The 23,926-nt window shown below is 54.8% G+C and carries 19 protein-coding genes; 14 read left to right on the top strand and 5 right to left on the bottom strand.

The annotated features are described in order from the left end of the window. Positions 1-2: 2 nt before the first annotated feature. Both OKX01_RS12580 and OKX01_RS12575 read right to left on the bottom strand, forming a co-directional pair. Positions 3-2,279, bottom strand: coding sequence for a TonB-dependent siderophore receptor (locus OKX01_RS12580; protein WP_264671809.1), 2,277 nt, complete (start codon positions 2,277-2,279; stop codon positions 3-5). 269 nt (positions 2,280-2,548) lie between these two features. After that, complete coding sequence (locus OKX01_RS12575) at positions 2,549-3,442, bottom strand: LysR family transcriptional regulator (protein WP_094197287.1); 894 nt, start codon at positions 3,440-3,442, stop codon at positions 2,549-2,551. A gap of 165 nt (positions 3,443-3,607) precedes the next feature. Between OKX01_RS12575 and OKX01_RS12570 the strand changes: the two genes are divergently transcribed. The 3 genes from OKX01_RS12570 to OKX01_RS12560 all read left to right on the top strand — a co-directional run bounded on the left by OKX01_RS12570 (position 3,608) and on the right by OKX01_RS12560 (position 6,678). Further along, on the top strand, positions 3,608-5,101 hold the full coding sequence (locus OKX01_RS12570) for a CoA-acylating methylmalonate-semialdehyde dehydrogenase (RefSeq protein WP_094197286.1): 1,494 nt from the start codon (positions 3,608-3,610) through the stop codon (positions 5,099-5,101). An 86-nt stretch (positions 5,102-5,187) separates the two neighbouring features. Next, complete coding sequence (locus OKX01_RS12565; protein WP_094197285.1) at positions 5,188-6,138, top strand: CysB family HTH-type transcriptional regulator; 951 nt, start codon at positions 5,188-5,190, stop codon at positions 6,136-6,138. Between the two features lie 204 nt (positions 6,139-6,342). Then, the gene (locus tag OKX01_RS12560) at positions 6,343-6,678 is read left to right on the top strand and encodes a DUF2325 domain-containing protein (RefSeq protein WP_009456553.1); all 336 of its coding nucleotides are present in this window, start codon (positions 6,343-6,345) and stop codon (positions 6,676-6,678) included. 109 nt (positions 6,679-6,787) lie between these two features. On the opposite strand, the gene OKX01_RS12555 is transcribed toward OKX01_RS12560, so the two are convergent. Beyond that, positions 6,788-7,507: a C40 family peptidase gene (locus tag OKX01_RS12555; RefSeq protein WP_395013561.1), complete on the bottom strand. Its 720-nt coding sequence runs from the start codon at positions 7,505-7,507 to the stop codon at positions 6,788-6,790. A gap of 334 nt (positions 7,508-7,841) precedes the next feature. On the opposite strand from OKX01_RS12555, the gene OKX01_RS12550 reads away from it, so the two are divergent. The 3 genes from OKX01_RS12550 (at position 7,842) to OKX01_RS12540 (ending at position 12,300) form a co-directional block, all read left to right on the top strand. Next, positions 7,842-9,158, top strand: coding sequence for an MFS transporter (locus tag OKX01_RS12550; protein WP_230017710.1), 1,317 nt, complete (start codon positions 7,842-7,844; stop codon positions 9,156-9,158). A gap of 96 nt (positions 9,159-9,254) precedes the next feature. Next, positions 9,255-11,240 carry an acetate--CoA ligase gene (gene acs, locus OKX01_RS12545; RefSeq protein WP_121739246.1) on the top strand — a complete coding sequence of 662 codons (1,986 nt, stop codon included), beginning with the start codon at positions 9,255-9,257 and terminating at the stop codon, positions 11,238-11,240. A gap of 163 nt (positions 11,241-11,403) precedes the next feature. Beyond that, on the top strand, positions 11,404-12,300 hold the full coding sequence (locus OKX01_RS12540; protein WP_234354320.1) for a DMT family transporter: 897 nt from the start codon (positions 11,404-11,406) through the stop codon (positions 12,298-12,300). 157 nt (positions 12,301-12,457) lie between these two features. Here OKX01_RS12540 and OKX01_RS12535 read toward each other — a convergent pair whose 3' ends face one another. Further along, complete coding sequence (locus OKX01_RS12535; RefSeq protein WP_162496901.1) at positions 12,458-14,104, bottom strand: electron transfer flavoprotein-ubiquinone oxidoreductase; 1,647 nt, start codon at positions 14,102-14,104, stop codon at positions 12,458-12,460. Positions 14,105-14,286: 182 nt separating this feature from the next. On the opposite strand from OKX01_RS12535, the gene OKX01_RS12530 reads away from it, so the two are divergent. From OKX01_RS12530 to OKX01_RS12500, 7 genes are all read left to right on the top strand, one after another. After that, entirely contained in the window at positions 14,287-14,709 is a 423-nt protein-coding gene (locus OKX01_RS12530) for an acyl-CoA thioesterase (RefSeq protein ID WP_094197280.1), read from the top strand. Positions 14,710-14,831: 122 nt separating this feature from the next. Next, positions 14,832-15,530, top strand: coding sequence for a CoA transferase subunit A (locus OKX01_RS12525; protein WP_094197279.1), 699 nt, complete (start codon positions 14,832-14,834; stop codon positions 15,528-15,530). Between the two features lie 19 nt (positions 15,531-15,549). Further along, on the top strand, positions 15,550-16,203 hold the full coding sequence (locus OKX01_RS12520; RefSeq protein ID WP_042482349.1) for a CoA transferase subunit B: 654 nt from the start codon (positions 15,550-15,552) through the stop codon (positions 16,201-16,203). A 93-nt stretch (positions 16,204-16,296) separates the two neighbouring features. After that, positions 16,297-18,075, top strand: coding sequence for an aminopeptidase P family protein (locus OKX01_RS12515; protein WP_264671808.1), 1,779 nt, complete (start codon positions 16,297-16,299; stop codon positions 18,073-18,075). A gap of 147 nt (positions 18,076-18,222) precedes the next feature. Further along, on the top strand, positions 18,223-19,869 hold the full coding sequence (locus tag OKX01_RS12510) for a CTP synthase (RefSeq protein ID WP_094197277.1): 1,647 nt from the start codon (positions 18,223-18,225) through the stop codon (positions 19,867-19,869). A gap of 131 nt (positions 19,870-20,000) precedes the next feature. Next, entirely contained in the window at positions 20,001-20,852 is an 852-nt protein-coding gene (kdsA, locus tag OKX01_RS12505; RefSeq protein ID WP_166726999.1) for a 3-deoxy-8-phosphooctulonate synthase, read from the top strand. Positions 20,853-20,871: 19 nt separating this feature from the next. Next, a complete protein-coding gene (locus tag OKX01_RS12500) occupies positions 20,872-21,156 on the top strand; it encodes a DUF1330 domain-containing protein (RefSeq protein WP_094197276.1) in 285 nt (94 codons plus the stop codon). A gap of 311 nt (positions 21,157-21,467) precedes the next feature. On the opposite strand, the gene OKX01_RS12495 is transcribed toward OKX01_RS12500, so the two are convergent. Then, positions 21,468-22,193, bottom strand: coding sequence for an SDR family NAD(P)-dependent oxidoreductase (locus OKX01_RS12495; RefSeq protein ID WP_264671807.1), 726 nt, complete (start codon positions 22,191-22,193; stop codon positions 21,468-21,470). A gap of 163 nt (positions 22,194-22,356) precedes the next feature. On the opposite strand from OKX01_RS12495, the gene OKX01_RS12490 reads away from it, so the two are divergent. Beyond that, positions 22,357-23,925 (top strand): MFS transporter, encoded by a 1,569-nt coding sequence (locus tag OKX01_RS12490; RefSeq protein WP_264671806.1) that lies wholly within the window; start codon positions 22,357-22,359, stop codon positions 23,923-23,925. Position 23,926 lies beyond the last annotated feature (1 nt).

The following is a 23,926-nucleotide window of genomic DNA, read 5'->3' as shown; positions in this document are numbered from 1 at the left end:
GATCACCAGCGATAGTTCAGGCTGGCCGTAATGGTTCGATCCTGACCAACAAAACAATATAGGCGAGAGGTGCAACTGGCGATGTACTGCTTGTTCGTCAGATTGTTCACATTCAGGCTGAGGGTCGCGCCGCTCAAGTCTGGGGAGAGCATGCCTAGGTTGTAGTTCAGGCCCAGGTCCACCAGCGTTGCCGAGGGAACTTCCAGCTTGTTGGTGGGATCACCATAGGTTTTGCCTAGATAGCGAACGCCTGCTCCCATTTGCAGACCATTGAGTAGACCTTGCTTGAAGGCGTAGTCCATCCACAGGGAGGCACTGTGTTTGGGCGTTTGTGTCAGGCTCTTGCCTTGATAGCTCGCGTCTTGCACCAGCTCGTTGTCTAGATAGGTGTAGCTGGCAATCAGGTTCAGGTCACGGGCCAGCTCGGTTGTAGCTTGCAGATCCAGGCCACGGGTACGCACTTTTCCGGCTTGCGTGTTGAAACCCAGATGGCTGGCATCCGCTGTTTTGACATTGGTTTGCTCAAGCTGAAAGACGGCAGCACTCAGCAAGGTTTTCGATCCAGCAGGGTGATACTTGATACCCAGTTCAGTTTGCTTGGTCTCGATAGGGACAAAGGCTTCACCTTTGTAATTGGTACCCAGGATCGGATCGAAGGAAGTGGCGTAGCTGATGTAGGGAGCCAGGCCCATATCGAACTGATAGCTCAAACCGGCGCGGCCACTCCATTTCTTGTCGTTTTGATGGGTGTCGCGCGGAGTGGGGGAGTAGCTGTGGGTCTGATCGTCGGTTTTGGACCAGTCGTGGCGGCCACTCAAGGTCAGACGCCAGCGCCCGTAAGCAATCTGGTCTTGCAGATACACACCAACGCGGGTGAAGTCCTGCTGGACTTTCCAGGGTGCAGCGTAGCTGGCGGTGAAGTCCGGGTAGATATTCGGGTGGTGAATGTCGCCATACGGGTCAAACAGGATGGGGCCAACGCTGTACAGCTCGTTTCTGAGGGTACCCTTGGAGTAATCTATGCCAGCCAGAACCGTGTGCGTGGTGGCACCCAACTTCAGTTCGCCGCGCAGATAGTTGTCCATCGAAAAGGTGTTGACCTTGGCGGGCGTCAGTTCATACGAGCCTTTCAACTGCGGCATGCCATTGACGTCCTGATAGCCATACACTACGCCGCGCTGAATATTGGACTGCACATACATATAGCGAGCGTTGCTGACAAAATTCCAGCCATTGTCGAACTCGTGCTCGAACAAGGAGCTGATGGAGTTCTGCCTGCGGGAGGACTGGGCGAAGTTGCTGTCCGTGAAGTTGCGATGACGGTCCACTTCAGGATAAGCCCCGCCCTCCAGACCCAGAACGGCAGCGGGCAGGCTGTTGTAGTTGGGCAGCTCGGGCTCACGCGAGTGGGTAGCCAGAATTGTCCATGATGTTTGCGTGTTGGGACGCCAGGTAATGGCGGGGGCGAGGTAGAGCCGTTTGTGGCGTGTGTCCTCAATTTGGCCTTCGCTATCCAGCCCGCTGGCTGTAACTCGGTACAGTAAGGTGCCGTCCTGATTCATGGGGCCGGTGCTGTCAAAGCCCAGTTGCTTGCGGTTGAAGCGGCCATATTGAATATTCAGTTCATGGGCGGCGATGTCCTGCGGCTTGCGGCTGACTTGATTCACGATCCCGCCGCCGGTTCCCTGACCATAAATGGCGGCGGCAGGCCCGCGCAGCACTTCAATTCGTTCCAGAGAATAGGCATCTACTTGGGGCAGCCAGCTACCGGGGTTGCCGATAACACGCAGTCCATCCAGGTAGTAGTCCGCGTCCACACCGCGAATACGGGTCATATCCAGATAGCTGCCAAAGCCACCATAGCGTTCGCTGGTCGCACCGGCAGCGTAACGCAAGGCAGCACTGCTGCTGGTGGGTTGTTGCAAATCCATTTGTTCGCGAGTCACAACGGAAACCGATTGGGGTGTTTCCAGAATGGAGGTGCTGGTCTTGGTACCGATGCGGGATTTTTCTGCCACATAACCTTGTACCGGGCCGTTTTCCGTGTCTGAGCCACTCTGGGATGTGACAGTGATTGAAGGCAGGGTAGCCACATCGTCGGACTGCTGCTGGGCGTTGGATGTAGTGGTTTTTTGAGAGGACGGCGCGGTGGTTTGTGCCTGCGCGTACTGTGCGCTGATCAACATTAAAGTGGTGGCAAGTGCGGTGTAGCGCAAACGAGGTGAAGCCGACCAGCCCATTTCTGCCGAATGGGTTCTGGAAAACCAATGGGAGTTCATAACAACGTTTCCTGAGGTGTGGGAGAGATCAGAAGGCCAAGCGGAGGTGATTGTAATTACCGACCGACCGTCGGTCAATGTAAATAATTCGCATTACTTAAAAATTAAGCAGAATGCGGAAGGAGGGAATTAAGCGTTCAGGAGTGAGGCTACGGCTGGGAATCGGCGCCTGAGGCGGGGTCTGCATGAGTTAGGGAGGTAAATGTAAAAAGACCGAGGCAGGCTCGGTCTTTCTCTATGCTTTGAGGTGTATAGAAGGAAGCTGATCTTTACGCCCCATCCAGCAAATCTTGTCGCTCTTCCACCGACTGCTTCAGAAAGTGCCACAACCGGGTCAGGCTGGGATTTTGACGTTGCTCTTCATGGCAGAACATCCAGAAGCGGCGACGCAACTCCACCTGATCGGGCAGAACACAGCGCAAGCGTGGATCGGTTTTCGCCAAAAAGCAGGGCAGCACGGCAATCCCTTGCCCTTGCAAGGTAGCCTGATACTGTGCAATCACGCTGGTGCTACGAAAGCGTACGGCGGCAGATCGGACAATTTCCTCCAGGTAGCGCAGGCTGTCACTGAACACCAGATCATCTACATAGGCAATAAAGCGATGCCGAGACAGATCCTGCACGCTTTCTATGGGTGGGTGGCTATTCAAATAATCTTGATGGGCATAGAGCCGCAAGCTGTAGTCAGCCAAACGCGTGCACCAGTACGGCCCACGCTGGGGGCGCTCCAGTGCAATGGCCAAGTCCGCATCCCGACGTGACAGGCTGATAGGCCGGGGCACGGGCAGCAGCTCCAGAGTCAGCTCCGGATACTGAGTCTGAAAAATGCTGAGTAAGGGTGTCAGTACATAGCTGCCGAAGGCTTCGGTGCAGCCCAGGCGCAGCTTACCTGTCAAAGGTCTGGCCTTGCCGGTAATCGCATCTCGTGCCGCCAGCAAGCGGTTTTCTACTGGCTCCATGCGTTGCTGCAGATTCAGCCCTTCACTGGTCAGGCTATAGCCGCTGACGGTGGACTTGTGAAACAGGCGCAAGCCCAATTCCTGCTCCAAGGCTTGGATACGGCGGGCTACGGTGCTGTGTTGCACGCCCAGCCGCTGGGCCGCGACGCTGATTCGTTGGCAGCGAGCCACTTCCAGAAAATAACGCAGATTATCCCAGTCCATCGTGATGAGCCCGCCTTGAAAAAGACTTGTGCATAAATGCCCAGCTCCTGTGCATTTTTCATCATGGTAAACGGGTCTTGAGGCTTCTACACTCGATGAGAACCCTCATACAAGTGGGATAACAAATAAGGCTTAGCCGCCTGAGCAATTCATTGGAGACATGCTATGACGGAAGTGGTTCGTGTACCTTTGCTGATCGATGGACAACATGTTCAATCCAAGAGCACCCGTTGGGACGATGTGCTCAATCCAGCCACCCAGGAAGTGGTGGCCCAAGTGCCTTACGCCACAATGGAAGAGCTGGAGACCATTATTGCCAGCTCGGCCAAAGCCTATGAAAGCTGGCGCCATTCCAGCCAGGGCGCTCGCATGCGCGTCATGCTGAATCTGCAGCGTCTGGTGCGTGAAAACAGTACCAAGCTGGCTGAGGCCATCTCGCGTGAGCACGGCAAAACCATGCCCGATGCTGAAGGTGAAGTAGGCCGTGGCCTGGAGGTGATCGAATACGCGTGTTCCATTGCTTCGATGCAGTTGGGCGAGTATGCAGAAAACGCCGCAGGTGGTATTGATGTCTACACCCTGATCCAACCCTTGGGCGTGTGTGCAGGCGTGACCGCATTCAACTTCCCGGTGATGCTGCCGTGCTTCATGTTCCCGCTGGCCGTGGCTTGCGGTAATACCTTCGTGCTCAAACCTTCCGAGCAGGATCCTAGCGCCAGTCTGATGCTGGCCGAGCTGGCTCTGGAGGCCGGTCTGCCGCCAGGCGTGCTGAACGTGGTTCACGGCGGTGCAGAGATTGCCAATGCCTTGGTCACTCACCCCGAAGTCAAAGCCGTGTCCTTTATTGGTTCGACTGCTGTCGGCACCGAGATCCACCGTCGTGCGACGGAGGCAGGCAAGCGCTCGCAAGCCATGATGGGTGCTAAAAACCATTGCATCGTGATGCCAGATGCCGATCGTGATGTAGCGATCAACCAGTTGCTGGGTGCTGCTTTTGGTGCGGCAGGCCAGCGCTGCATGGCGATTTCGGTGGCCGTCATGGTTGGTGAAACCGGCGAGTGGATCGATGAGCTGGTCAAGCGTGCCGCAACCATGAAGGTCAATGTCGGTACTGATCGTCAGGCCGATCTGGGCCCACTGGTCTCGCCACGTGCTCGTCAGCGTGTGGAGTCCTTGATTGAAGCTGGGGTACAGGAAGGTGCCAGCCTCTTGCTCGATGGGCGTGGCGTGAAGGTGCCTGGTTATGAAAGCGGCAACTTTGTAGGCCCAACCATCTTCAATGATGTGAAAGCCGACATGCGCATTTATGAAGAAGAAATCTTCGGGCCTGTGCTGTGCATTGTGCGTGTCAACACCCTGGAAGAAGCGGTGCAGTTCATCAACCGCAACCCCAATGGTAATGGCGTGTCCATCTTCACCCAGGATGGCGGCCATGCGCGCTACTTCCAGAACCGTATCGACGTAGGCCAGATTGGTATCAATATCCCTATCCCTGTGCCTGTAGCCTGGTTCAGCTTCACGGGTTCGCGTGCGTCCAAGTTGGGCGACCTGGGCCCGAACGGCAAACAGGCTGTTCAGTTCTGGACACAGACCAAAACCGTCACGGCTCGTTGGCAGGCTCACGCCAATACAATGAATACAACCATCAGCATGACGTAATGGTTGCATCTATATATATAACTTAATGCAATAAGCGGGCTGCTTCTTATTACATATAATAGTCCTGTACCTGGGGCTATTAACATATGAATATTCAACAATTCCGCTTTGTCCGAGAGACCATCCGACGTAACTTCAATCTGACTGAAGCCGCTCGTTCGCTTTATACCTCCCAGCCGGGGGTGTCCAAGGCGATCATCGAGTTTGAAGATGAGCTGGGCATCAAGATTTTTGAACGTCATGGAAAACGCATTAAGGGCCTGACCCGACCGGGCGAAGCCGTCGCTGAGGTGATTGACCGCATCATGCGCGAGATCGACAACCTCAAGCGTGTCAGCGACGACTTCGCCCGCCGCGATGAGGGCACTTTGGTCATTGCTTGTACCCATGCCCAGGCACGATATTTGCTGCCCAAGGTGATCCCTGAATTCCGTCGTCGCTTTCCCAAGGTCCATATGTCCTTGGCGGAAGGTAGCCCACCCGTGCTGGCCCAGATGGTGCTACACGAGCAGGCCGACGTTGCGATTGCAACTGAAACCCTGGCCTTGACGCCGGGCCTGGTCGCGTTGCCGGTCTACACCTGGGAGCACACGGTGGTGGTGACGCCGGATCATCCGTTGGCTGATCTGCCTGCCAACAAGCAACTGTCCATCGAAACCCTGGCGCAATATCCCATCGTGACTTACGACCATGCCTTCTCGGGTCGGGGTTCGATTGATGAGGCCTTTGCCAAGCACGGCATCACTCCGGACATTGTGCTGGAGGCGATTGACGCTGACGTGATTAAGACCTACGTTGATGTCGGTCTGGGTATCGGTATCATCGCTGGCATCGCGTTCGATCCGCGTCGTGACAAGGGTTTGGTGGGCCTGCCAGCAGGGCATTTGTTCGGCGCGCACCATACCAAGGTAGCGGTGAAAGCCGGGGCCTTCTTACGTGACTACATTTTCGAGTTGCTGGAGATGTTGGCACCGGAATTGACCCGCGATGTGGTGCTTAGCGCTCTGGATGAAAAGCAGACTGGTAGCCCGTTGTAAAGCAGCGGCTGTTGGGCTGGTAACAGAGCCATCGTGATCACACGGTGGCTCTTCTTGTTTGTGCTGCCAGCGGATGATTGCAAAGTTGGTAAGGACTTATGGTCGAAGGTAATAAGTAAAAATTGAAACAAGCTATCGACTCAATTGACTATGATAATAAGAATGATTATCATTATCCAACTTTCTTAGCCAATGGAGCTTTCTGTGTCTCAATACGTCAGTGCAGTCGTGGTTGGAGCAGACCGTCTGGGGAATATTCCCGACCTGCTCAAGATCCACAATATTTCGATCAAACACCATATTAGCGGGCGTGATCCCGCGCATCAGAAAAAAACCCTGCAGTTGCCTTCGGGCACCGATTTGTTGATTCTCCTGACCGATTTCCTGGGTCACAACGTCATGAAAACCTTCCGGGCCGCTGCCTTGAAGTCCGGTATTCGAGTGGTCGCCTGCCGACGCTCGGTTTGCAGTATGAAGCAAGCCTTAACCCAATGCGGCTATTGTGAGTCTTGTCCGCTCGGTAAGTCCAAGAGCCACTAGATTGGCGGCATGACTTACTGGGGCAAAGAAGGAATCTGTAAGAAAAAAAGCCACTGTTTCATCACAGTGGCTTTTTTGTGTATTGCCTGAAATGGCAGCAGGGCGGTCTTTACTTGACGCTACGCAGACGGGCTTCGGATTGCTGGGTATCGGCAGCGGCCAAACGCCGTGCACCGTTATAGCGTTTTTTCCAGTAACCCACTTGCATGCTCTCAACGCGTACTACGGCGCCAGTGCGAGGCGCATGAACAAATTTGTCATCGCCCAAGTAAATGCCTACGTGAGAGAAACGAGCGCCACGGGTATTGAAGAACACCAGGTCGCCTTTGCGCAGCTCGCTACGGTTAACTGAGATGCCTTCTTTAGCAATGTCTTTGGATTGGCGGGGCAGTTTCAGTCCCAGGGATTTTTCAGCGACGTAAGACACCAGGCCACTGCAATCAAAGCCAGTGCTGGGAGCGTCGCCACCAAAGCTGTACTTCACGCCCAGAAAATTAAGGGCAGTGGTGGCCAAGCCATGGTTAGAGGAAGCGTTTCGGCTGCTGCGGCTTTCGGTGCGCCCTTGGCGACGATCGCTGCTATACGCAATATTAATGTCGTTGCGAGCGCGATTGGCCAGATACGTACCTAACGGGTCGGACTCGGTCTGGAATTCGTAATCGGCGTAGTAAGCGTGATCCAGCTCTGCACGATCTTTGTTCTGGCTGGACTGTTGAGTTCCAGTGGTGGCGCACCCGGTTAAGGCTAGCGCACCGGCTAACAAAAGATACTTGGCGCTGCGATAAGTAATATGCAAAAGTGCGGGTGGATTCAGGTAATGTGGCGGCATGACCAGGGCTTTTTTAAGGACTTGGTGGGCAGCAGCACAACCTTGATGCCTATTTTTGCTGAAATTAGCAGCAATTGATGGGTATCAGGGCTGTAAGTATGGCTAAAAGCACCATACTTTGCCGAACGTTGCTGTGCGTTGAGTGCTAAGCAGTGTACCGGATGATAATTGCACCGTAAAGCATTGTAGGAGTGTATTTTGCGATTGAATCATACAGTTGCAAAGTGTGGCTGGCAGCGGTTTTCAGGCCCTGTTCATGGGTCCAGTGCTCTTTTGGGTGGCTTGCAGGAAATTAACCGAAATAGAGCGAAGTTTTACTGTTTATAGAGATTGAATGATGCGATTTATAGGACAAGCCCTAGGGAAAGCACTAAATGAAGGAGTACGGCTGCGTGAGTTGTGGGCTTGGGCCATGTACGATTTTGCAAACTCTGGCTACACCACCGTGATTTTGACCAGTGTTTACAGTGCCTATTTTGTAGGTGTGATCGCTGAAGGCCGCAGTTGGGCTACCTTGGCATGGACCTTGGCCTTGTCTGCTTCGTATTTAAGCATCATGTTGACCATGCCCGGACTCGGTGCAAAAGCCGATGCCCGTCAAGGCAAAAGACGGCTTTTGTTTAGCAGCACCATAGGTTGCGTGTTGGCAACCGTGATGTTGTATTGGGCCGGCCCCAATGACATTGTCTGGGCTCTGGTTTTCATTGCGTTATCCAATTATTGCTACTGCATAGGCGAGTCCGTTATCGGCGCTTTCTTACCGGAAATCGCTCGGCCTGACGCCTTGGGGCGAGTCTCTGGTTGGGGCTGGGGTTTTGGCTATTTTGGGGGCATGTTGGCTTTGGGGCTGTCTCTCGGTTTCTTGACCTGGGCAACGTCGCAGGGCTGGACGGCTCAGGAGTATGTACCGGGCATTGCTTTGATTACGGCTACCTTGTTTGCTCTGTCGGCCTTGCCTTCTTTTTTGTTTCTGCGCGAACGCAGTGCACCTAGTGGCGCAGAGCAGCAAGGCATGCTGTCGCGTCTGATTGCATCGGCGCGCGATGTGCATCAGCATTTTCCCGATTTCCGCACCTTGTTGTTGTGTGGTGCTGCCTATCAGGCCGGGATTGCCGTCATTATTACCTTGTCAGCGGTGTACGCCACTGAGGCCATGGGCTTTACGATGGCGCAAACCATGGCCTTGATTTTTACCGTCAATATCGCGGCAGCGGTGGGGGCGTTGCTGTTTGGCCATGTACAAGATCGCATTGGCCATCGGCGTGCGTTGGCACTGACGCTGTGCGCTTGGCTAGTCATGGTGGGGATTGCGGTCAGTACGCGTTCTTTGGCCGGATTTTGGACCGCAGCAGCCGTTGCCGGGCTATGTATAGGAAGTAGTCAAAGTGCGGGTCGGGCCATGGTGGGCTTGTTGGCACCCAAGAGCCGTTTGGCCGAGTTTTTCGCCTTGTGGACCTTTGCCATTCAGTTGGCTGCCGTATGTGGTCCGCTGTCTTATGGTCTGGTGACTTGGCTAAGTGGTGGAAACCACCGTTTGGCTCTGGCCTGCACGGGATTGTTTTTTCTGGCGGGCCTGCTGATCCTGTCGCGTTTGAATTTTCCGCGTGGCATTTTGGCCAAGAATCAAGCCGATCTCAGTTGTCAGGATTGAGTAAGTAAGGCACGTTACGTTTATATAAAATTAAGCTGGGCTGCCCTTGCGCATCCCAAAAAAAACACCAAATCTGGAAAATAAAGGAGCCAAACTATGAGCGGTCCAACGTCTATTGAATCCGTCCTGTCGGAAAGTCGGGTATTTCCCGTGTTCCCGGATCTGGAACGCGATGCTCGCATCGCTGGCATGGCAGCCTACCAAGAGCTTTGCCAGAAGGCCGAGCAGGATTATCCCGGCTACTGGGCGGAGTTGGCCCGTGATCGTCTGGTCTGGACCAAGCCTTTCACCCAGGTTCTGGACGATAGCAAGCCCCCGTTTTACAAGTGGTTCCATGATGGTGAGCTGAACGTCTCGGCTAACTGTCTGGACAAGCACCTGGGCACACCCACCGAAAACAAAACCGCGCTGATCTTTGAAGCTGACGGTGGCGAAGTCACTAAAGTGACCTTCCGCGAGCTGTACGAACAAGTTTGCCAGTTTGCCAATGGTTTGAAAGCCCTGGGCTACAAAACCGGCGAACGCGCCCTGATCTATATGCCCATGTCGGTGCAAGCCATTGTGGCCATGCAGGCATGTGCCCGTTTGGGTATTACCCACTCTGTGGTGTTTGGTGGTTTCTCGGCCAAGAGTCTGCACGAACGTGCGGTGGACGTGGGCGCTACCTTGGTCATTACCGCTGACGAGCAACGTCGCGGTGGCCGTGCCATCCCTTTGAAAAATGCAGTTGACGAAGCCCTGAGCGGAGGCGACTGCGAAGCCGTGCGTCACGTTATCGTGTACAAGCGTACAGGCGGGCCTGTTGCCTGGCACGAAGGCCGTGACCTGTGGTGGGAAGATGCCGTCAAGGGCCAAAGCAGCGATTGCCCAGCCGTGTCCGTGAATGCAGAACACCCTCTGTTTGTTCTGTACACCTCTGGCTCCACTGGCAAGCCTAAAGGCGTGCAGCACTCTTCGGCTGGCTACCTGCTAGGTGCCATGCTGAGCGTACAGTGGACCTTCGATGCCAAAGACAGCGATGTGTTCTGGTGTACCGCCGACATTGGTTGGGTAACAGGCCACACCTTCATCACCTACGGCCCTCTGGCCGCTGGCGTGACACAAGTCGTGTTTGAAGGCGTGCCTACCTATCCGGATGCTGGCCGTTTCTGGAACATGATTGAGCGCCACGGCGTGACGGTGTTCTACACGGCACCTACCGCTATTCGCTCCCTGACCAAGGCAGCCGAAGCGGACGAGGCCATTCACCCCAAACAATACAATCTGGACAGCCTGCGCATTATTGGTTCGGTGGGTGAGCCCATCAACCCCGAAGCCTGGATGTGGTATTTCAAGAATGTGGGCCGCGAGCGTTGCCCCATTGTGGATACCTGGTGGCAAACTGAAACGGGCGGTCACGTCATTACTCCCTTGCCAGGCGCCACTCCATTGAAACCCGGCTCCTGCGGTTTGCCATTTCCCGGCATGGACGTGGCGATTGTGGATGAGGTAGGTGAGGAGGTCGAGCGCGGCAACGGCGGTTTCCTGGTCATTCGCAAGCCTTGGCCCAATATGATACGCACCATCTGGGGTGACCCGGATCGCTTCGTGAAAAGCTACTTTCCGCCTGAGCTCAAAGGCTATTACCTGGCCGGTGATGGTGCGCAGCGTGATACCGACGGCTATTTCTGGGTCATGGGCCGTATTGACGATGTGTTGAACGTCTCGGGCCACCGTTTGGGCACGATGGAAGTGGAGTCGGCTTTGGTTGCCCACCCACTGGTGGCTGAAGCGGCTGTTGTGGGCAAGCCTGACCCAACGACGGGTGAAGCCATTGTGGCGTTTGTGGTGCTCAATGGCGATCTGCCATCGGGCGAAGAGGCTGACAAGGTTGCCGCCGATCTGCGCAACTGGGTAGGCAAGGAAATTGGTCCTATCGCCAAGCCGCGTGAGATCCGCTTCGGCGAGAACCTGCCCAAGACACGTTCGGGCAAGATCATGCGTCGTTTGCTGCGTTTTGTTGCCAATAACGAGCCGATCACGCAAGACGTATCCACGCTGGAAAACCCAGCAATTTTGGATCAGTTGTCCGAAGCACACTAAGTTTTTTGGTAGTTCCTGTTTGACCCTGGTTTCTTTCCGGAGCCAGGGTTTTTTTATTGCTTCTGATTATTGTGTCTTTGAGACCTGCTCAATACGGAATTAGCCTAGCATTGAGTCCGTGGTCAAAACATCGGTCCATGAATTCAAAGAAAAGGGGAAAGGTTTGAGTGGGGAACAGCAGGCAGACAGGGGTGCTTTGGCGCTGATGGGTTTGGTGGTGCTGACCTGGGGCATGAGCTGGGTCGTGATGAAGGCGATGACCGTCTACATTGGGCCAGTTGATCTGATTGCAGCACGCTATGCAGTGGCATTCGTTTTCTTATGGTTGGTGCTGCGTCTTAAAGGCGGACATTTGCGGCCCACACCCTGGAAGCTGAGTCTGGGTGTGGCCATTTTCCAGACCACTGGATTTCAGCTGCTTAGCCAGTTTTCCTTGCAGGTGGGTGGGGCGGGCAAGATGGTTGCCCTGGCTTACACCATGCCCATCTGGATCTTGTTGTTGTCCTGGCCCATGTTGGGACAGCGTCCCCAAAAGCGCCACGTAATGGGTATGGTGCCTGCGATTTTGGGTTTGATGCTCCTGATCGCGCCTTGGAAGGGAATGGGCGGCATACTGGGTTCTGTTTTGGCAACGCTCAGCGGTGTGAGTTGGGCCTTGGGGGCAATTTACTCCAAGCAGCTATTTGAACGTCATCGTGTTGAGCTGCTTAACGCCACAGTCTGGCAATGCCTTTTGGGAGTGGTCATTGTCCTGCCCTTGAGTTTCTTGATCCCCCAGCGCTCTTTGGTGATGGAGTGGCAAATGTTTAGCGGTGTGCTGTATCTGGGTGTGATCGCCACTGGCGTGGGTTGGTTGCTTTGGATGGCGGTGGTCAGCCGCGTCAGCGCGACCTTGGCTGGTATGTCCAGCTTGGGTGTGCCTGCACTGACCGTTCTGCTGGCCTGGTTGCTGTTGGACGAATGGCCCACTCAATTGGAGTTGATGGGAACTGGCCTGATTCTACTGGGGCTGTTTGTCGTTAACTGGCCCAGCCGATCGCGCAAGTCAAAAAGAACTTAAAAAAACCACCCGCGTGTGAACTGACTATTGTATTTCGCCATGAAAAACACCCTAAAGGTCGGATCAATGTCCAACTTTTGGGGTGCAGTTCAGTGGGTGGTTTTTTTCAGCATCAAACTGTCTGGCCTTGGTGTTATCGCCAAGGCCAGAGTTATTTTTACATGCCGTTGTACACCGGACCTTCACCACCTTGTGGAGGCACCCAGACGATATTTTGGGTAGGGTCTTTAATATCACAGGTTTTGCAGTGCACACAGTTCTGTGCATTGATCTGCAGCTTGTCGTCGCCGGTTTCGGTCTTGATGAACTCGTACACGCCGGCCGGACAGAAGCGGGCTTCAGGGCCACCGTAACGAGCCAGGTTTACGGCTACAGGCACGGATGGATCCTTCAGCGTCAGGTGAACAGGTTCATCTTCTTCGTGGTTGGTGTTTGAAATAAACACGGAACTGAGACGATCGAAGGTGATCTTGCCATCAGGCTTGGGGTAGTCGATGCGGGCGCATTCGGCTGCCGGCTGCAAACAGGCGTGGTCAGGCTTGTTGTTACGTAGCGTCCAGGGCATTTTGCCTTTGAGCAGACCTTGCTCCACAAAGGTCATGACGGACGCAATCGAGCGACCTTTCTTGAACCATTGCTTGAAGTTACGGGCCTTGTTCAGTTCCTCATGCAGCCAGGACTGTTTGAAATTCTCGGCATATTGCGACAGTTCGTCCTGCTTGCGACCCGCTTGCAAGGCTTCGAAAGCGGCTTCAGCGGCCAGTGAACCGGATTTGATGGCTGCGTGGCTACCCTTGATGCGTGAGGCATTCAGGAAGCCCGCATCACAACCGACCAGTGCGCCACCGGGGAAGCTGAGTTTGGGTAGTGCCAGCAAACCACCGGCCGTCAGGGAACGAGCCCCGTAAGCAATGCGCTTGCCGCCTTCAAATGTGGCGCGCAGGGCAGGGTGAGTTTTGTAACGCTGGAACTCTTCAAAGGGAGACAGCCAGGGATTGGCATAATCCAGACCCACCACCATCCCGACCATGACCAGATTGTTATCCAGGTGGTACAGGAAGGAGCCACCGTAGGTGTCTGAATCCAGAGGCCAGCCAGCGGTGTGAATCACCAGACCGGGCTGGGACTGGGATGGATCGACTTCCCACAGCTCTTTAATGCCAATGCCGTAGCTTTGTGCATTGCGGGATTCGTCCAGCTTGAAGCGTTCGGTCAGCTCACGGCCCAGGTGGCCACGCGAGCCTTCGGCAAAAATCGTGTAGGACGCCAGCAATTCCATGCCAGGCTGGTAGTGGGAGGTGTGGGTGCCGTCACGGGCCACGCCCATGTCACCGGTCAAAACACCGCGTACCGCGCCTTGCTCGTCGTACAGAATGTGGGCAGCGGCAAAGCCGGGGAATATATCCACGCCCAGGGCCTCGGCCTGTTCACCCATCCATTGCACGACATTGCCCAGGCGGACGATGTAATTGCCATGGTTCTTGAAGCAGTCGGGCAGCAACCACATGGGAGTGCTGCGTGCGCCTTTTTCGGTCAGGAACAGGAATTTGTCTTCGGTCACTTCTACCGAAATGGGGGCGCCTTGCGCTTTCCAGTCCGGCAGCAGTTCGTCCAGCGCGCGCGTATCCATGACGGCGCCGGACAGGATATGGGCCCCCACTTCAGCGCCTTTTTCCAGGATACAGACGCTGATTTCTTGTTCTTTTTCTTGGGCGAGCTGTTTAAGACGTATCGCGGTGGCCAGACCAGCAGGGCCAGCGCCGACGATAATAACGTCATATTCCATCGATTCACGTTCAGACATTGCTGCTGATCTCCTATTACGGCTTAGCGCTTTGTTCTTGATTGTTGGCGGGTGAAATTCGTGTACTGTGCGTACGGTCGATTGTATTGTAGTCTGAGCAATCCCGTTTTGAGTTCAGAGGCTAGGGGGGGTGTCCGTCCGCTTCCGGGTTCATCAGTAAATATCAGTAAGGAGAGCATGTAATGACACAAGTAGTAGATTCTGGTGCAGGAGCCACTTTTGATATTGCCGTGCGCTGGGGCGATCTGGATGCCATGAATCATGTTAACAATACGGTTTACTTTCGCTACATCGAGGAAGCGCGTGTTCAGTTAATGATGAGGCTGGGCATGGTGCCACCTTCTCCACGTACCGGGGTGCTGGCTCATGCCAGCCTGGATTTCCTGCGTTCGATCCTGTATCCGGCGACTGTTCGGATTGTGCATAAATTATTGAAAGTCGGCGGCAGCAGCATTGAGCTGGAAGTCTTTGTAGGTGACGCAAATCAAGCTGATGTCATTTATGCACGTGGTCGCTGTGTGCTAGTGTCCATTAACCCCCAAGGTGGCTCTCAACCTTGGACCGAAGATGAGCGTAAACAGATACACTCGGTTTTTCAGGGTTAAGCTTTACGTATACGGAAAGCGTAGTCAAGTCGTAGAATGCCTGATAGCACCTTATGGTGCATAGCGGCATTATTGGACAAAGTTTGCTGTTTAGGCCAATTAAAGAGTTATTGGAGAGTCAATTGAATAAAGTCTATCCAAGCGCCAAGGAGGCGTTGCAGGGAGTCGTTGCCGACGGACAGACAGTCGCGGTAGGTGGATTCGGCTTGTGCGGAATTCCCGAAGCGCTGATTGCTGCGCTGCGCGATAGCGGAGTCAAAAACCTGACCTGCATTAGCAATAATGCCGGGGTGGATGGCTTTGGTCTGGGTCAGTTGTTGGAAACTCGTCAGATCCGCAAGATGATTTCCTCCTACGTGGGCGAGAACAAAGAGTTTGAACGTCAGTATTTGGCCGGCGAGCTGGAGCTGGACTTCACCCCTCAGGGCACATTGGCTGAAAAGTTGCGTGCCGGTGGTGCAGGCATTCCTGCTTTCTTTACCGCAACAGGCGTGGGCACCATCGTGGCTGAGGGTAAGGAAATTCGCGAGTTCAACGGTCAGCAATACGTGATGGAAGAGGCCCTGGTGCCCGATGTGTCACTGGTCAAGGCTTACAAGGCCGACCGCAGCGGCAATCTGGTGTTTCGCAAGACCGCGCGCAACTTCAACCCGAACGTGGCCATGGCTGGCAAGATCACCATTGTCGAGGTCGAGGAAATTGTCGAGACCGGCAGCCTGGACCCGGATGATGTGCATTTGCCCGGTATTTATGTGCACCGTATCGTGCTCAATGCACAGCCTGAAAAGCGCATTGAACAGCGTACCGTTCGTTCTTCCTGATTAGCGAGGCAAGATAATAATGGCTTGGAATAGAGATCAAATGGCGGCACGCGCCGCCCTGGAGCTTCAGGACGGCTTTTACGTCAACCTGGGTATTGGTTTGCCTACGCTGGTTGCCAACCACGTGCCCGAGGGCATTGAAGTCTGGTTGCAATCGGAAAACGGTTTGCTGGGCATTGGCCCCTTTCCGACCGAAGACAAGATTGATGCGGACCTTATCAACGCTGGCAAGCAAACCATCACCACCTTGCCCGGTTCGTCCATTTTTTCCTCGGCAGACTCGTTTGCCATGATTCGTGGCGGCAAGATCAATATCGCGATTCTGGGCGCCATGCAGGTGTCGGAAAAGGGTGATCTGGCCAACTGGATGATCCCTGGCAAGATGATCAAGGGCATGGGCGGTGCCATGGATCTGGTCGCTGGCGTTGGCCGTGTCGTGGTCCTGATGGAGCACGTGGCCACCAAGAAAGATGGCACGGAAGACCTGAAAATTCTGCCTGCTTGCACCTTGCCCCTGACAGGCGTGGGGGTGGTTGACCTCATCATTACCGATCTGGGAGTGATGGAAGTGACGGAAAATGGTTTAAAGTTGCTTGAGTTGGCACCAGAAGTCAGCCTTGAGTACATTCAGTCCAAGACAGGCGTCCCGCTGGACGTCAGTGCGGTGGCCTGATCGGTCTCTCTGGCTTAAAAAGCTTCGGCGCGAGTCGGAGCTTTTTTTATGTTTGATCGGTGCGTGAACGCTGTTTATGTAAAGGAAGTTGGCATGGCCCATCCCCCCGTTGCCGCACGCTTGCAGGCGCTGCGCGAACAAATGCAATTTCAGTCCGTGCAGGCAAGCATCTGGCCTACATCCGACCCTCATCTGTCTGAATACCTGCCTGATCGCTGGAAAAGCCGTCAGTGGCTCAGCGGATTTGTCGGATCGGCCGGGCTCCTGGTGGTGACGGCCGATTGGGCCGGCTTGTGGACCGATAGCCGTTATTGGGAGCAGGCAGCCAAGGAGCTGGACGGTAGCGGCATTCAATTGCAACGTGCCGGCGAGGCCGGCGTGCCGGAGCCAGCCAATTGGCTGGCGGAGCATTTGCCTGCCCATTCGCGAGTCGCGCTCGATAGCCAGTCGGTGTCGGCACAAAGTCTGCTGGCCTGGCAAAAGGCCACGCCGGAGCTGGAGTGGGTGCTGGAAGCCGATTTGCTCAGCCCGATCTGGACGGACCGGCCTGCTGCGCCTGTTGGCCAGGTGGTGGAGCATCTGCCCCCTTTTGCCTGCCGTACTCGTCAGGAAAACTTGAGCAGCACCCGGGCCGCCATGCAGGAGCAGGGCGCCCATTGGCATTTGCTGAGCGCACTGGATGATATTGCCTGGACCCTGAATCTGCGCGGCAGTGATGTGTCCTATAACCCGGTGTTCCTGTCGTACTTGTTGATTGGCCCGGATCAGGCATTTCTGTTTGTGGATAGCAACAAGCTGTCGGCAGGCATACAGGAGGCGCTGGCTTTGGACGGCGTGCAAGTTCAAGGCTATACCGAGTTGTCCTCCTTCATGCGTGCTTTACCCGCGTCCATGCCTATCCTGCTGGATATGGCGCGGACCACGGCTTGGGCGGCGCAACTGGCGGCACATTTGAATGTAGTGGAGTACATCAATCCCGCTCAATTGCTCAAGTCCTGCAAGACCGATGCCGAGCTGGATCATGTGCGTGAAACCATGGAAAAAGACGGCGCTGCCTTATGCGAGTTCTTTGCCTGGTTTGAGCAGCAAAGCGACGTGAATGAGCTGGATGTGGATGAACATATCTGCGCTGCCCGTGCTCGTCAGGAAGGCTTTGTCAGCCCTAGTTTTGGCACGATTGCTGCTTATAACGCCAATGGCGCCATGCCGCACTATCAGGCTACCCAGCAGTCCCATGCCCGTATTGATGGCAATGGCTTGCTGCTGATCGATTCGGGCGGGCAGTATCAGGGGGGGACGACGGACATCACCCGAGTGGTGCCGGTGGGGCAGGTATCTGCCGAGCAGATTCGTGACTTCACGCTGGTGCTCAAAGGCATGGTGTCCTTGTCCATGCTGGTGTTCCCGGAAGGCATTGCCGGTCAGCAAATTGATGTGCTGGCGCGTCAGCCTTTGTGGGAACAGGGGCTGGACTTCGGTCATGGCACCGGACATGGCGTGGGGTACTTCATGAATGTGCATGAAGGTCCGCAGTCTATCTCCTGGCGAGGCCGTATCGGACCTCATTCGGCCATGCGTGCCGGTATGATTACGTCCAACGAGCCTGGCTTGTATCGTCCCGGCCAGTGGGGCATTCGTATCGAGAATCTGGTGGCGGCGGTACCAGCCATGCGCAGCGAGTACGGGCAATTTCTGCGTTTTGAAACCCTGACCTTGTGCCCCATTGATACGCGTTGTATAGATGCCGCACTACTGACCGCTGCCGAGCGTCAGTGGCTCAATGAATATCATCAGCAAGTGCGCGAACGTCTCTTGCCCCGTGTTCATGGTGAGGCACGTACATGGCTTGAGCAAAGGACGCAGGCGATCTGATCGCACCGTCTGCTGTTGTCAATAGTTGCAAGGACAAGTGGTATTTCCGCTGTGAAATGCCACTTGTCGGGTCGCCAAGCATGGGCGCTTGCCGTTATAATCCAAATTTCCCGCTATCGCCTGATTTGACCTCAGGCGCCTTTTATAATGACCACCAAATATGTATTCGTAACGGGAGGCGTTGTGTCCTCCCTGGGCAAAGGTATTGCGGCTGCATCCCTGGCTGCCATCCTGGAGTCCCGCGGTTTGCGCGTGACTATGCTCAAGCTGGATCCCTACATTAACGTAGACCCGGGCACCATGAGCCCCTTCCAGCACGGTGAAGTGTTTGTTACTGAGGATGGTGCGGAAACTGACCTGGACCTGGGCCACTACGAGCGCTTTATTTCCGCTCGCATGCGCAAGGTCAACAACTTCACCACGGGCCAGATTTACGAATCCGTGCTGCGCAAAGAGCGTCGCGGGGATTATCTGGGCAAGACCGTGCAGGTTATCCCGCACATCACCAACGAAATCCAGGACTTCATCATTCGTGGCGCCAAGGCTGCCTACAATGGCGAGGCTGATGTTGCCATCGTCGAGATTGGCGGCACAGTGGGTGACATCGAATCCCAGCCTTTCCTGGAAGCTGCCCGCCAGATGAACCTACGCCTGGGCCGTAACAACACCGCTTTTGTTCACCTGACACTGGTGCCTTTCATTGCATCGGCTGGCGAACTCAAGACCAAACCTACCCAGCACTCGGTGCAAAAGCTGCGTGAAATCGGTATTCACCCCCATGCTTTGCTGTGCCGAGCCGATCGTGTCATTCCTGATGACGAGCTAGCCAAGATTTCGCTGTTCTCCAACGTGCCCATGGACGCCGTGATTTCGGTGTGGGATGCGGATTCCATTTACAAGATTCCAGCCATGCTGCACAAGCAAGGTCTGGACAGCTTGGTGTGCGATGCCTTGGCCTTGTCGCCTCCACCGGCAGATCTTTCCATGTGGGATCGTTTGGTCCAGGCACAGGAGAATCCAGAGCACGAAGTACGCATTGGTATGGTTGGCAAGTACGTAGACCTGACCGAATCCTACAAGTCGCTAAGCGAAGCGCTGGTTCATGCCGGTATCCATACTCGCACCCGTATCAATATCGAGTACCTGGATTCCGAAGTGATCGAGAATGAAGGTACGGATTGCTTGAAAGGTCTGGATGCCATTCTGGTCCCAGGTGGCTTTGGCAAACGTGGTACTGAAGGCAAGATTCGCGCCATTCAATACGCTCGTGAAAACGGCGTGCCATTCCTGGGCATTTGCCTGGGCATGCAATTGGCCGTGGTCGAGTTTGCTCGCAATGTGGGCAATCTGGTGGGCGCGAACTCTACCGAGTTCGATCCATCCGCCGTGCACCCGGTAGTGGCTCTGATTACCGAATGGGCTGATCGTGAAGGTAAGATCGAGCACCGTGATGGCACCTCCGATCTGGGCGGCACCATGCGCAAGGGCGCACAGCGTTGCCCCGTGAAACCTGGTTCGCGCGCTGAAGCCATTTATGGCCCAGAAGTCAACGAGCGCCACCGTCACCGCTTCGAGGTCAACACTTTGTACGTGCCGCGCCTGGAAGAAGTGGGTATGGTAATCTCGGCTCGTACTCCTACCGAGAACCTGCCAGAAATCATGGAACTGCCTGATCATCCTTGGTTCATGGGTGTGCAATTCCATCCGGAATTCACCTCGACCCCGCGTGATGGCCACCCGCTGTTTACCAGCTATATCAAAGCTGCTCTGGAGCGCCAGAAAAAAACGGCTTGATAACTTGGTATGACTGAAAAGGCCCGCGCTATGCGGGCTTTTTCATTTAGGCAGACAAGTATGCTGCACGGTGATGCAGCATCGCTGTCTGGAATGTGGGAGAATGCAGCAATACTGAAACGAGGTCTATTATGGATTTATGCGGTTACGATGTTGGCCTGGATCGCCCCTTTTTTCTGATCGCTGGCCCTTGTGTGATTGAGTCGCGTCAAATGGCGTTTGATACAGCGGGTCAACTCGCCGAGATTACCTCGGCTCTGGGTATCCCCTTTATCTACAAAAGCTCGTTTGACAAGGCCAACCGGAGCTCGGATAAGTCCTATCGTGGTCCCGGCATGGCGGAAGGTCTGCAGATTCTGGCGGATGTGCGCTCACACTATAAAGTGCCGGTCCTGACCGATGTGCACGACAAAGATCAGGTCGATGATGTGGCAGCCGTGGTGGACGTATTGCAAACCCCCGCTTTTCTATGCCGTCAGACCGACTTTATTCAGGCTTGCGCCGCTACTCTGAAACCCGTGAATATCAAGAAGGGCCAGTTCCTGGCCCCTCAGGATATGGTGCAGGTGGTGGCAAAAGCACGTGCAGCGGCAATGGAAATGGGCGGTGATGGCTCCACCATCATGGTCTGTGAGCGTGGCGCTTCGTTTGGCTACAACAATCTGGTATCCGATATGCGCTCTTTGGCGATCATGCGCGCCACGGATTGCCCGGTCGTGTTCGATGCCACTCACTCGGTGCAGTTGCCGGGTGGGCAGGGCACCTCGTCGGGTGGTCAGCGTGAGTTTGTTCCCGTACTGGCGCGTGCCGCAGTTGCAGCAGGTGTGGCTGGCGTGTTCATGGAGACTCATCCTAATCCGGACAAGGCCTTGTCTGATGGCCCCAATGCCGTTCCCCTGTCACAGATGTCAGATTTGCTGCGGACGCTGCAACAGATCGATTCGATTGTTAAAAACAGCGGTGCCCTGCAGCACGGCTATTAAAAATAGTTTTGGAGACAGTATGCCTGCATATTTGATTGCGAATGTCGAAGTAAGCAACCCCGAACAGTACAAGCAGTACCAGGAGTTTTCCAGCCTTGCCCTGAAAGCTCACAATGTGAAAGTGTTGGTGCGTGGTGGCGAAACGGTCGCTCTGGAAGGCAATGCGCCTTTGCGTACCGTGGTCATGGAGTTCGACACGCTGGAACAGGCCCAGGCTTTCCATGATTCCGAGGAATACCGTCGTGCCCGTAAAGCGCGTGAAGGTGCGGCCAAAATGACCATGTACGTGGTGCAAGGTCTGTAAAAACAGGCTATTCCATCTAGACAGGCAGAAAAAGGGAGTGCGAAAACACTCCCTTTTTCTATGCTTGCAGGCATAGATCCGACCTGCTCGACCACTATTGCCTGAAGGCGTTGCTCTTGTTTTAATGCTCTCGAATGCCGAATGCCGAATGCCGAATGCCGAATGCCGAATGCCGAATGTCTTTGTGCCTGAAGGCAGGTGCGAGCGGGCGGATTTTTCAGCGTCACCAGGTGCTCTATCAGCCGCAGAGAGTGCTTTTTCCTTTCCTTATCGTCCCATGCCCCTTGTGAATACGTGGCGACGCTTGCGGTTTAAAAACGTGGATCACGCAGGGCAGGCAGAGTAAGCTCGCGGACAAAACTGGCGGGAGACAGTTGCAGCAGGCTGCGCACAATGGTGAGGACGTCATGGACTGGAATTGTCTGGCCTTGGTCCCGTTCAGCGGCGGCCCGCAGCGGAACATCCAGGCCATCTTCCGTATTCAGATAGCCCAGTTGCAGACACGTGACGGCCAGGCCTTGATCCCTATAACCTTCGCGCAGGCTGTCAGCTAAACCACTCAAGGCAAATTTCGTTGCCCCGAAAGCAACTTCCGGTCGACCGCTTTGGCGAAGGCCCGAAGTGGAGCCTGTCAGAATCAAGCGGGGCTGGCTGCTGCGCAGCATATTGGGCAGCAAGTGGCGTATAGCCAATAACGCGCCGGTCAGGTTTACATCAACCAGGCGGCGCAAAGCTTGATCGGACTGCGATAGAAAATCGTATTCCGGGCTGAATGCCGTGTCTTCCCAGATTCCCAGGTTATAGATCAGGACATCCAGCAAGTCCGGGCAGGCGGTTGCCAATTGGCTGGCGGCGTCAGGCTCGGACAAGTCGGCGCTGATCCAATGTTGATGGGCGCTGGGGTCTGGGTGCAGGGAGCTGGCCAAGGTGCTGGGTGGCCGTCTGGCCACACCATACAGCGTGTTGCCATCTTGGGCCAAGCCGTCCATCAAGGCGCGACCCAGACCCATGCTGGCACCAATAATCATGATATTCATACTGTTTTCCTGTGGAACAGATGTGCGTGGAGAGCATGGCTCTGCAGGTGATCGTTATTGTGTATCGGGATAGTGGGACAGGGGTTGATTCAGGCCGTACTTGTCAGGTTTTTCAGTCCCCCGTAGAATCATTGACTAGGCAATAATTGTGTGGTCAATAGAAATGGTAAACGCAACAGAATCGACGCAGAAGACGCCGGGGCGTGTCTTGTCAGTCACAGAATCTATATTAGCGATGATGGGTTTGTGCTTTGTGGTGATGTTGGTAGCCATTGATCAGACCGTGGTAGGGACAGCCTTACCCACCATCGTGTCCGAGCTGCATGGCTTTGAGCTGTATGCCTGGGTGGCAACCGCGTATTTGCTGACTTCGGTGATTACCGTACCTATCTTTGGTCGCTTGGGGGATTTTTATGGACGCCGCCGCTTCGTGCTGGTGTCCATTGTCCTTTTTACCTTGGCCTCTGTATTCTGTGGCATGGCGCAAAGCATGCTGCAGTTGGTGCTTGCGCGGGCCTTGCAGGGTATAGCCGGGGGCATGTTGGTAGGGACGGCATTTGCCTGTGTGCCTGATCTGTTTCCCGATCCTCGTGTGCGTTTGCGCTGGCAAGTGATGCTTAGCGCGTCCTTTGGGATTGCGAACGGGATAGGGCCTTTTCTGGGTGGGATTTTGACCGAGCACTACGGCTGGCGCTCTGTGTTTTATGTCAACCTGCCTGTTGGCTTACTCAGCCTGTATTTTGTCTATCGCTACCTGCCGCAGATTCGTCACTTTCGTCAAACCCAAGTTCGCCTGGATTATCTGGGCGCTTTTTTGCTGATGGTCGGTTTGGCCTGTGTTCAACTATTGGTAGAGCTGCTGCCTCACTATGGTGGCAGCTATTTGATGGTCTTGTTGGGGCTGTGTAGTGTGGCCGCTTTTGTCTTATTGGTCAGTTGGGAGCGGCGGGTTGCGGAACCTTTGTTGCCCTTGGTTCTGTTCAGTAGTCCTGCTCAATTCTCCTTGCTGGTTCTGTCTGCCGGTTTGGGCTTTATCCTGTTTGGTCTCTTGTTCTACGCGCCTTTGTTGTTGCAAGGGGGGTATGGTCTACGCCCTCAAACAGCCGGTTTATTGGTCACCCCCTTGGTCGTGTTCATTACGGTGGGCAGTATCATTAATGGCCGTATGATTACGCGGCTGCGTCGTCCCACCCTGATGTTGTACCTGGGCTTGACGTTGTTGACGATTGCCTGTCTGGGCATGGTGTTCATCCAGAAAACCGATCCGCACTGGCATTTTGTCCTGTACGCCACGATTGCCGGAACCGGGGTTGGTTTCATCATGCCGAATTTGACGGTGTTTGCGCAGGAAATTGTAGAGCGTTCCATGCTGGGGATTGCCACGGCCATGCTACAGTCCATGCGCATGGTGGGCGGCATGTTGGGAACTGCTGTTGTCGGAGCCTTGATCAATTACCAATATGGCGAATCCATCCGCACGCAATTGACGGCTTTGCCTGCAAATGTCGTTAACGCGCTGCAAGACCCGCAAGTCTTGATGAGTGCAAGCCAGCAGTCACAGTTTCTGGAGCAGGCCGGGCTGGACGGGCAGATGTATCTGGGCTTGGCCCGCGATGCTCTGGCGCATGCCGTCAATATGGGTATGGCCGTGACCTTGCTGCTGATAGTCTGGTGTTTCTATTGGGTACGTAAAGTGCCGCCAATACGGTTTAATCGTCAAGAACAGTCTTGAA

This window comes from Alcaligenes sp. SMD-FA (assembly GCF_025960365.1).
Taxonomy (GTDB): Bacteria; Pseudomonadota; Gammaproteobacteria; order Burkholderiales; family Burkholderiaceae_B; genus Alcaligenes; species Alcaligenes aquatilis.
Note: the sequence above shows the minus strand (reverse complement) of the source record. Positions and strands in the feature narration are given on the sequence as shown.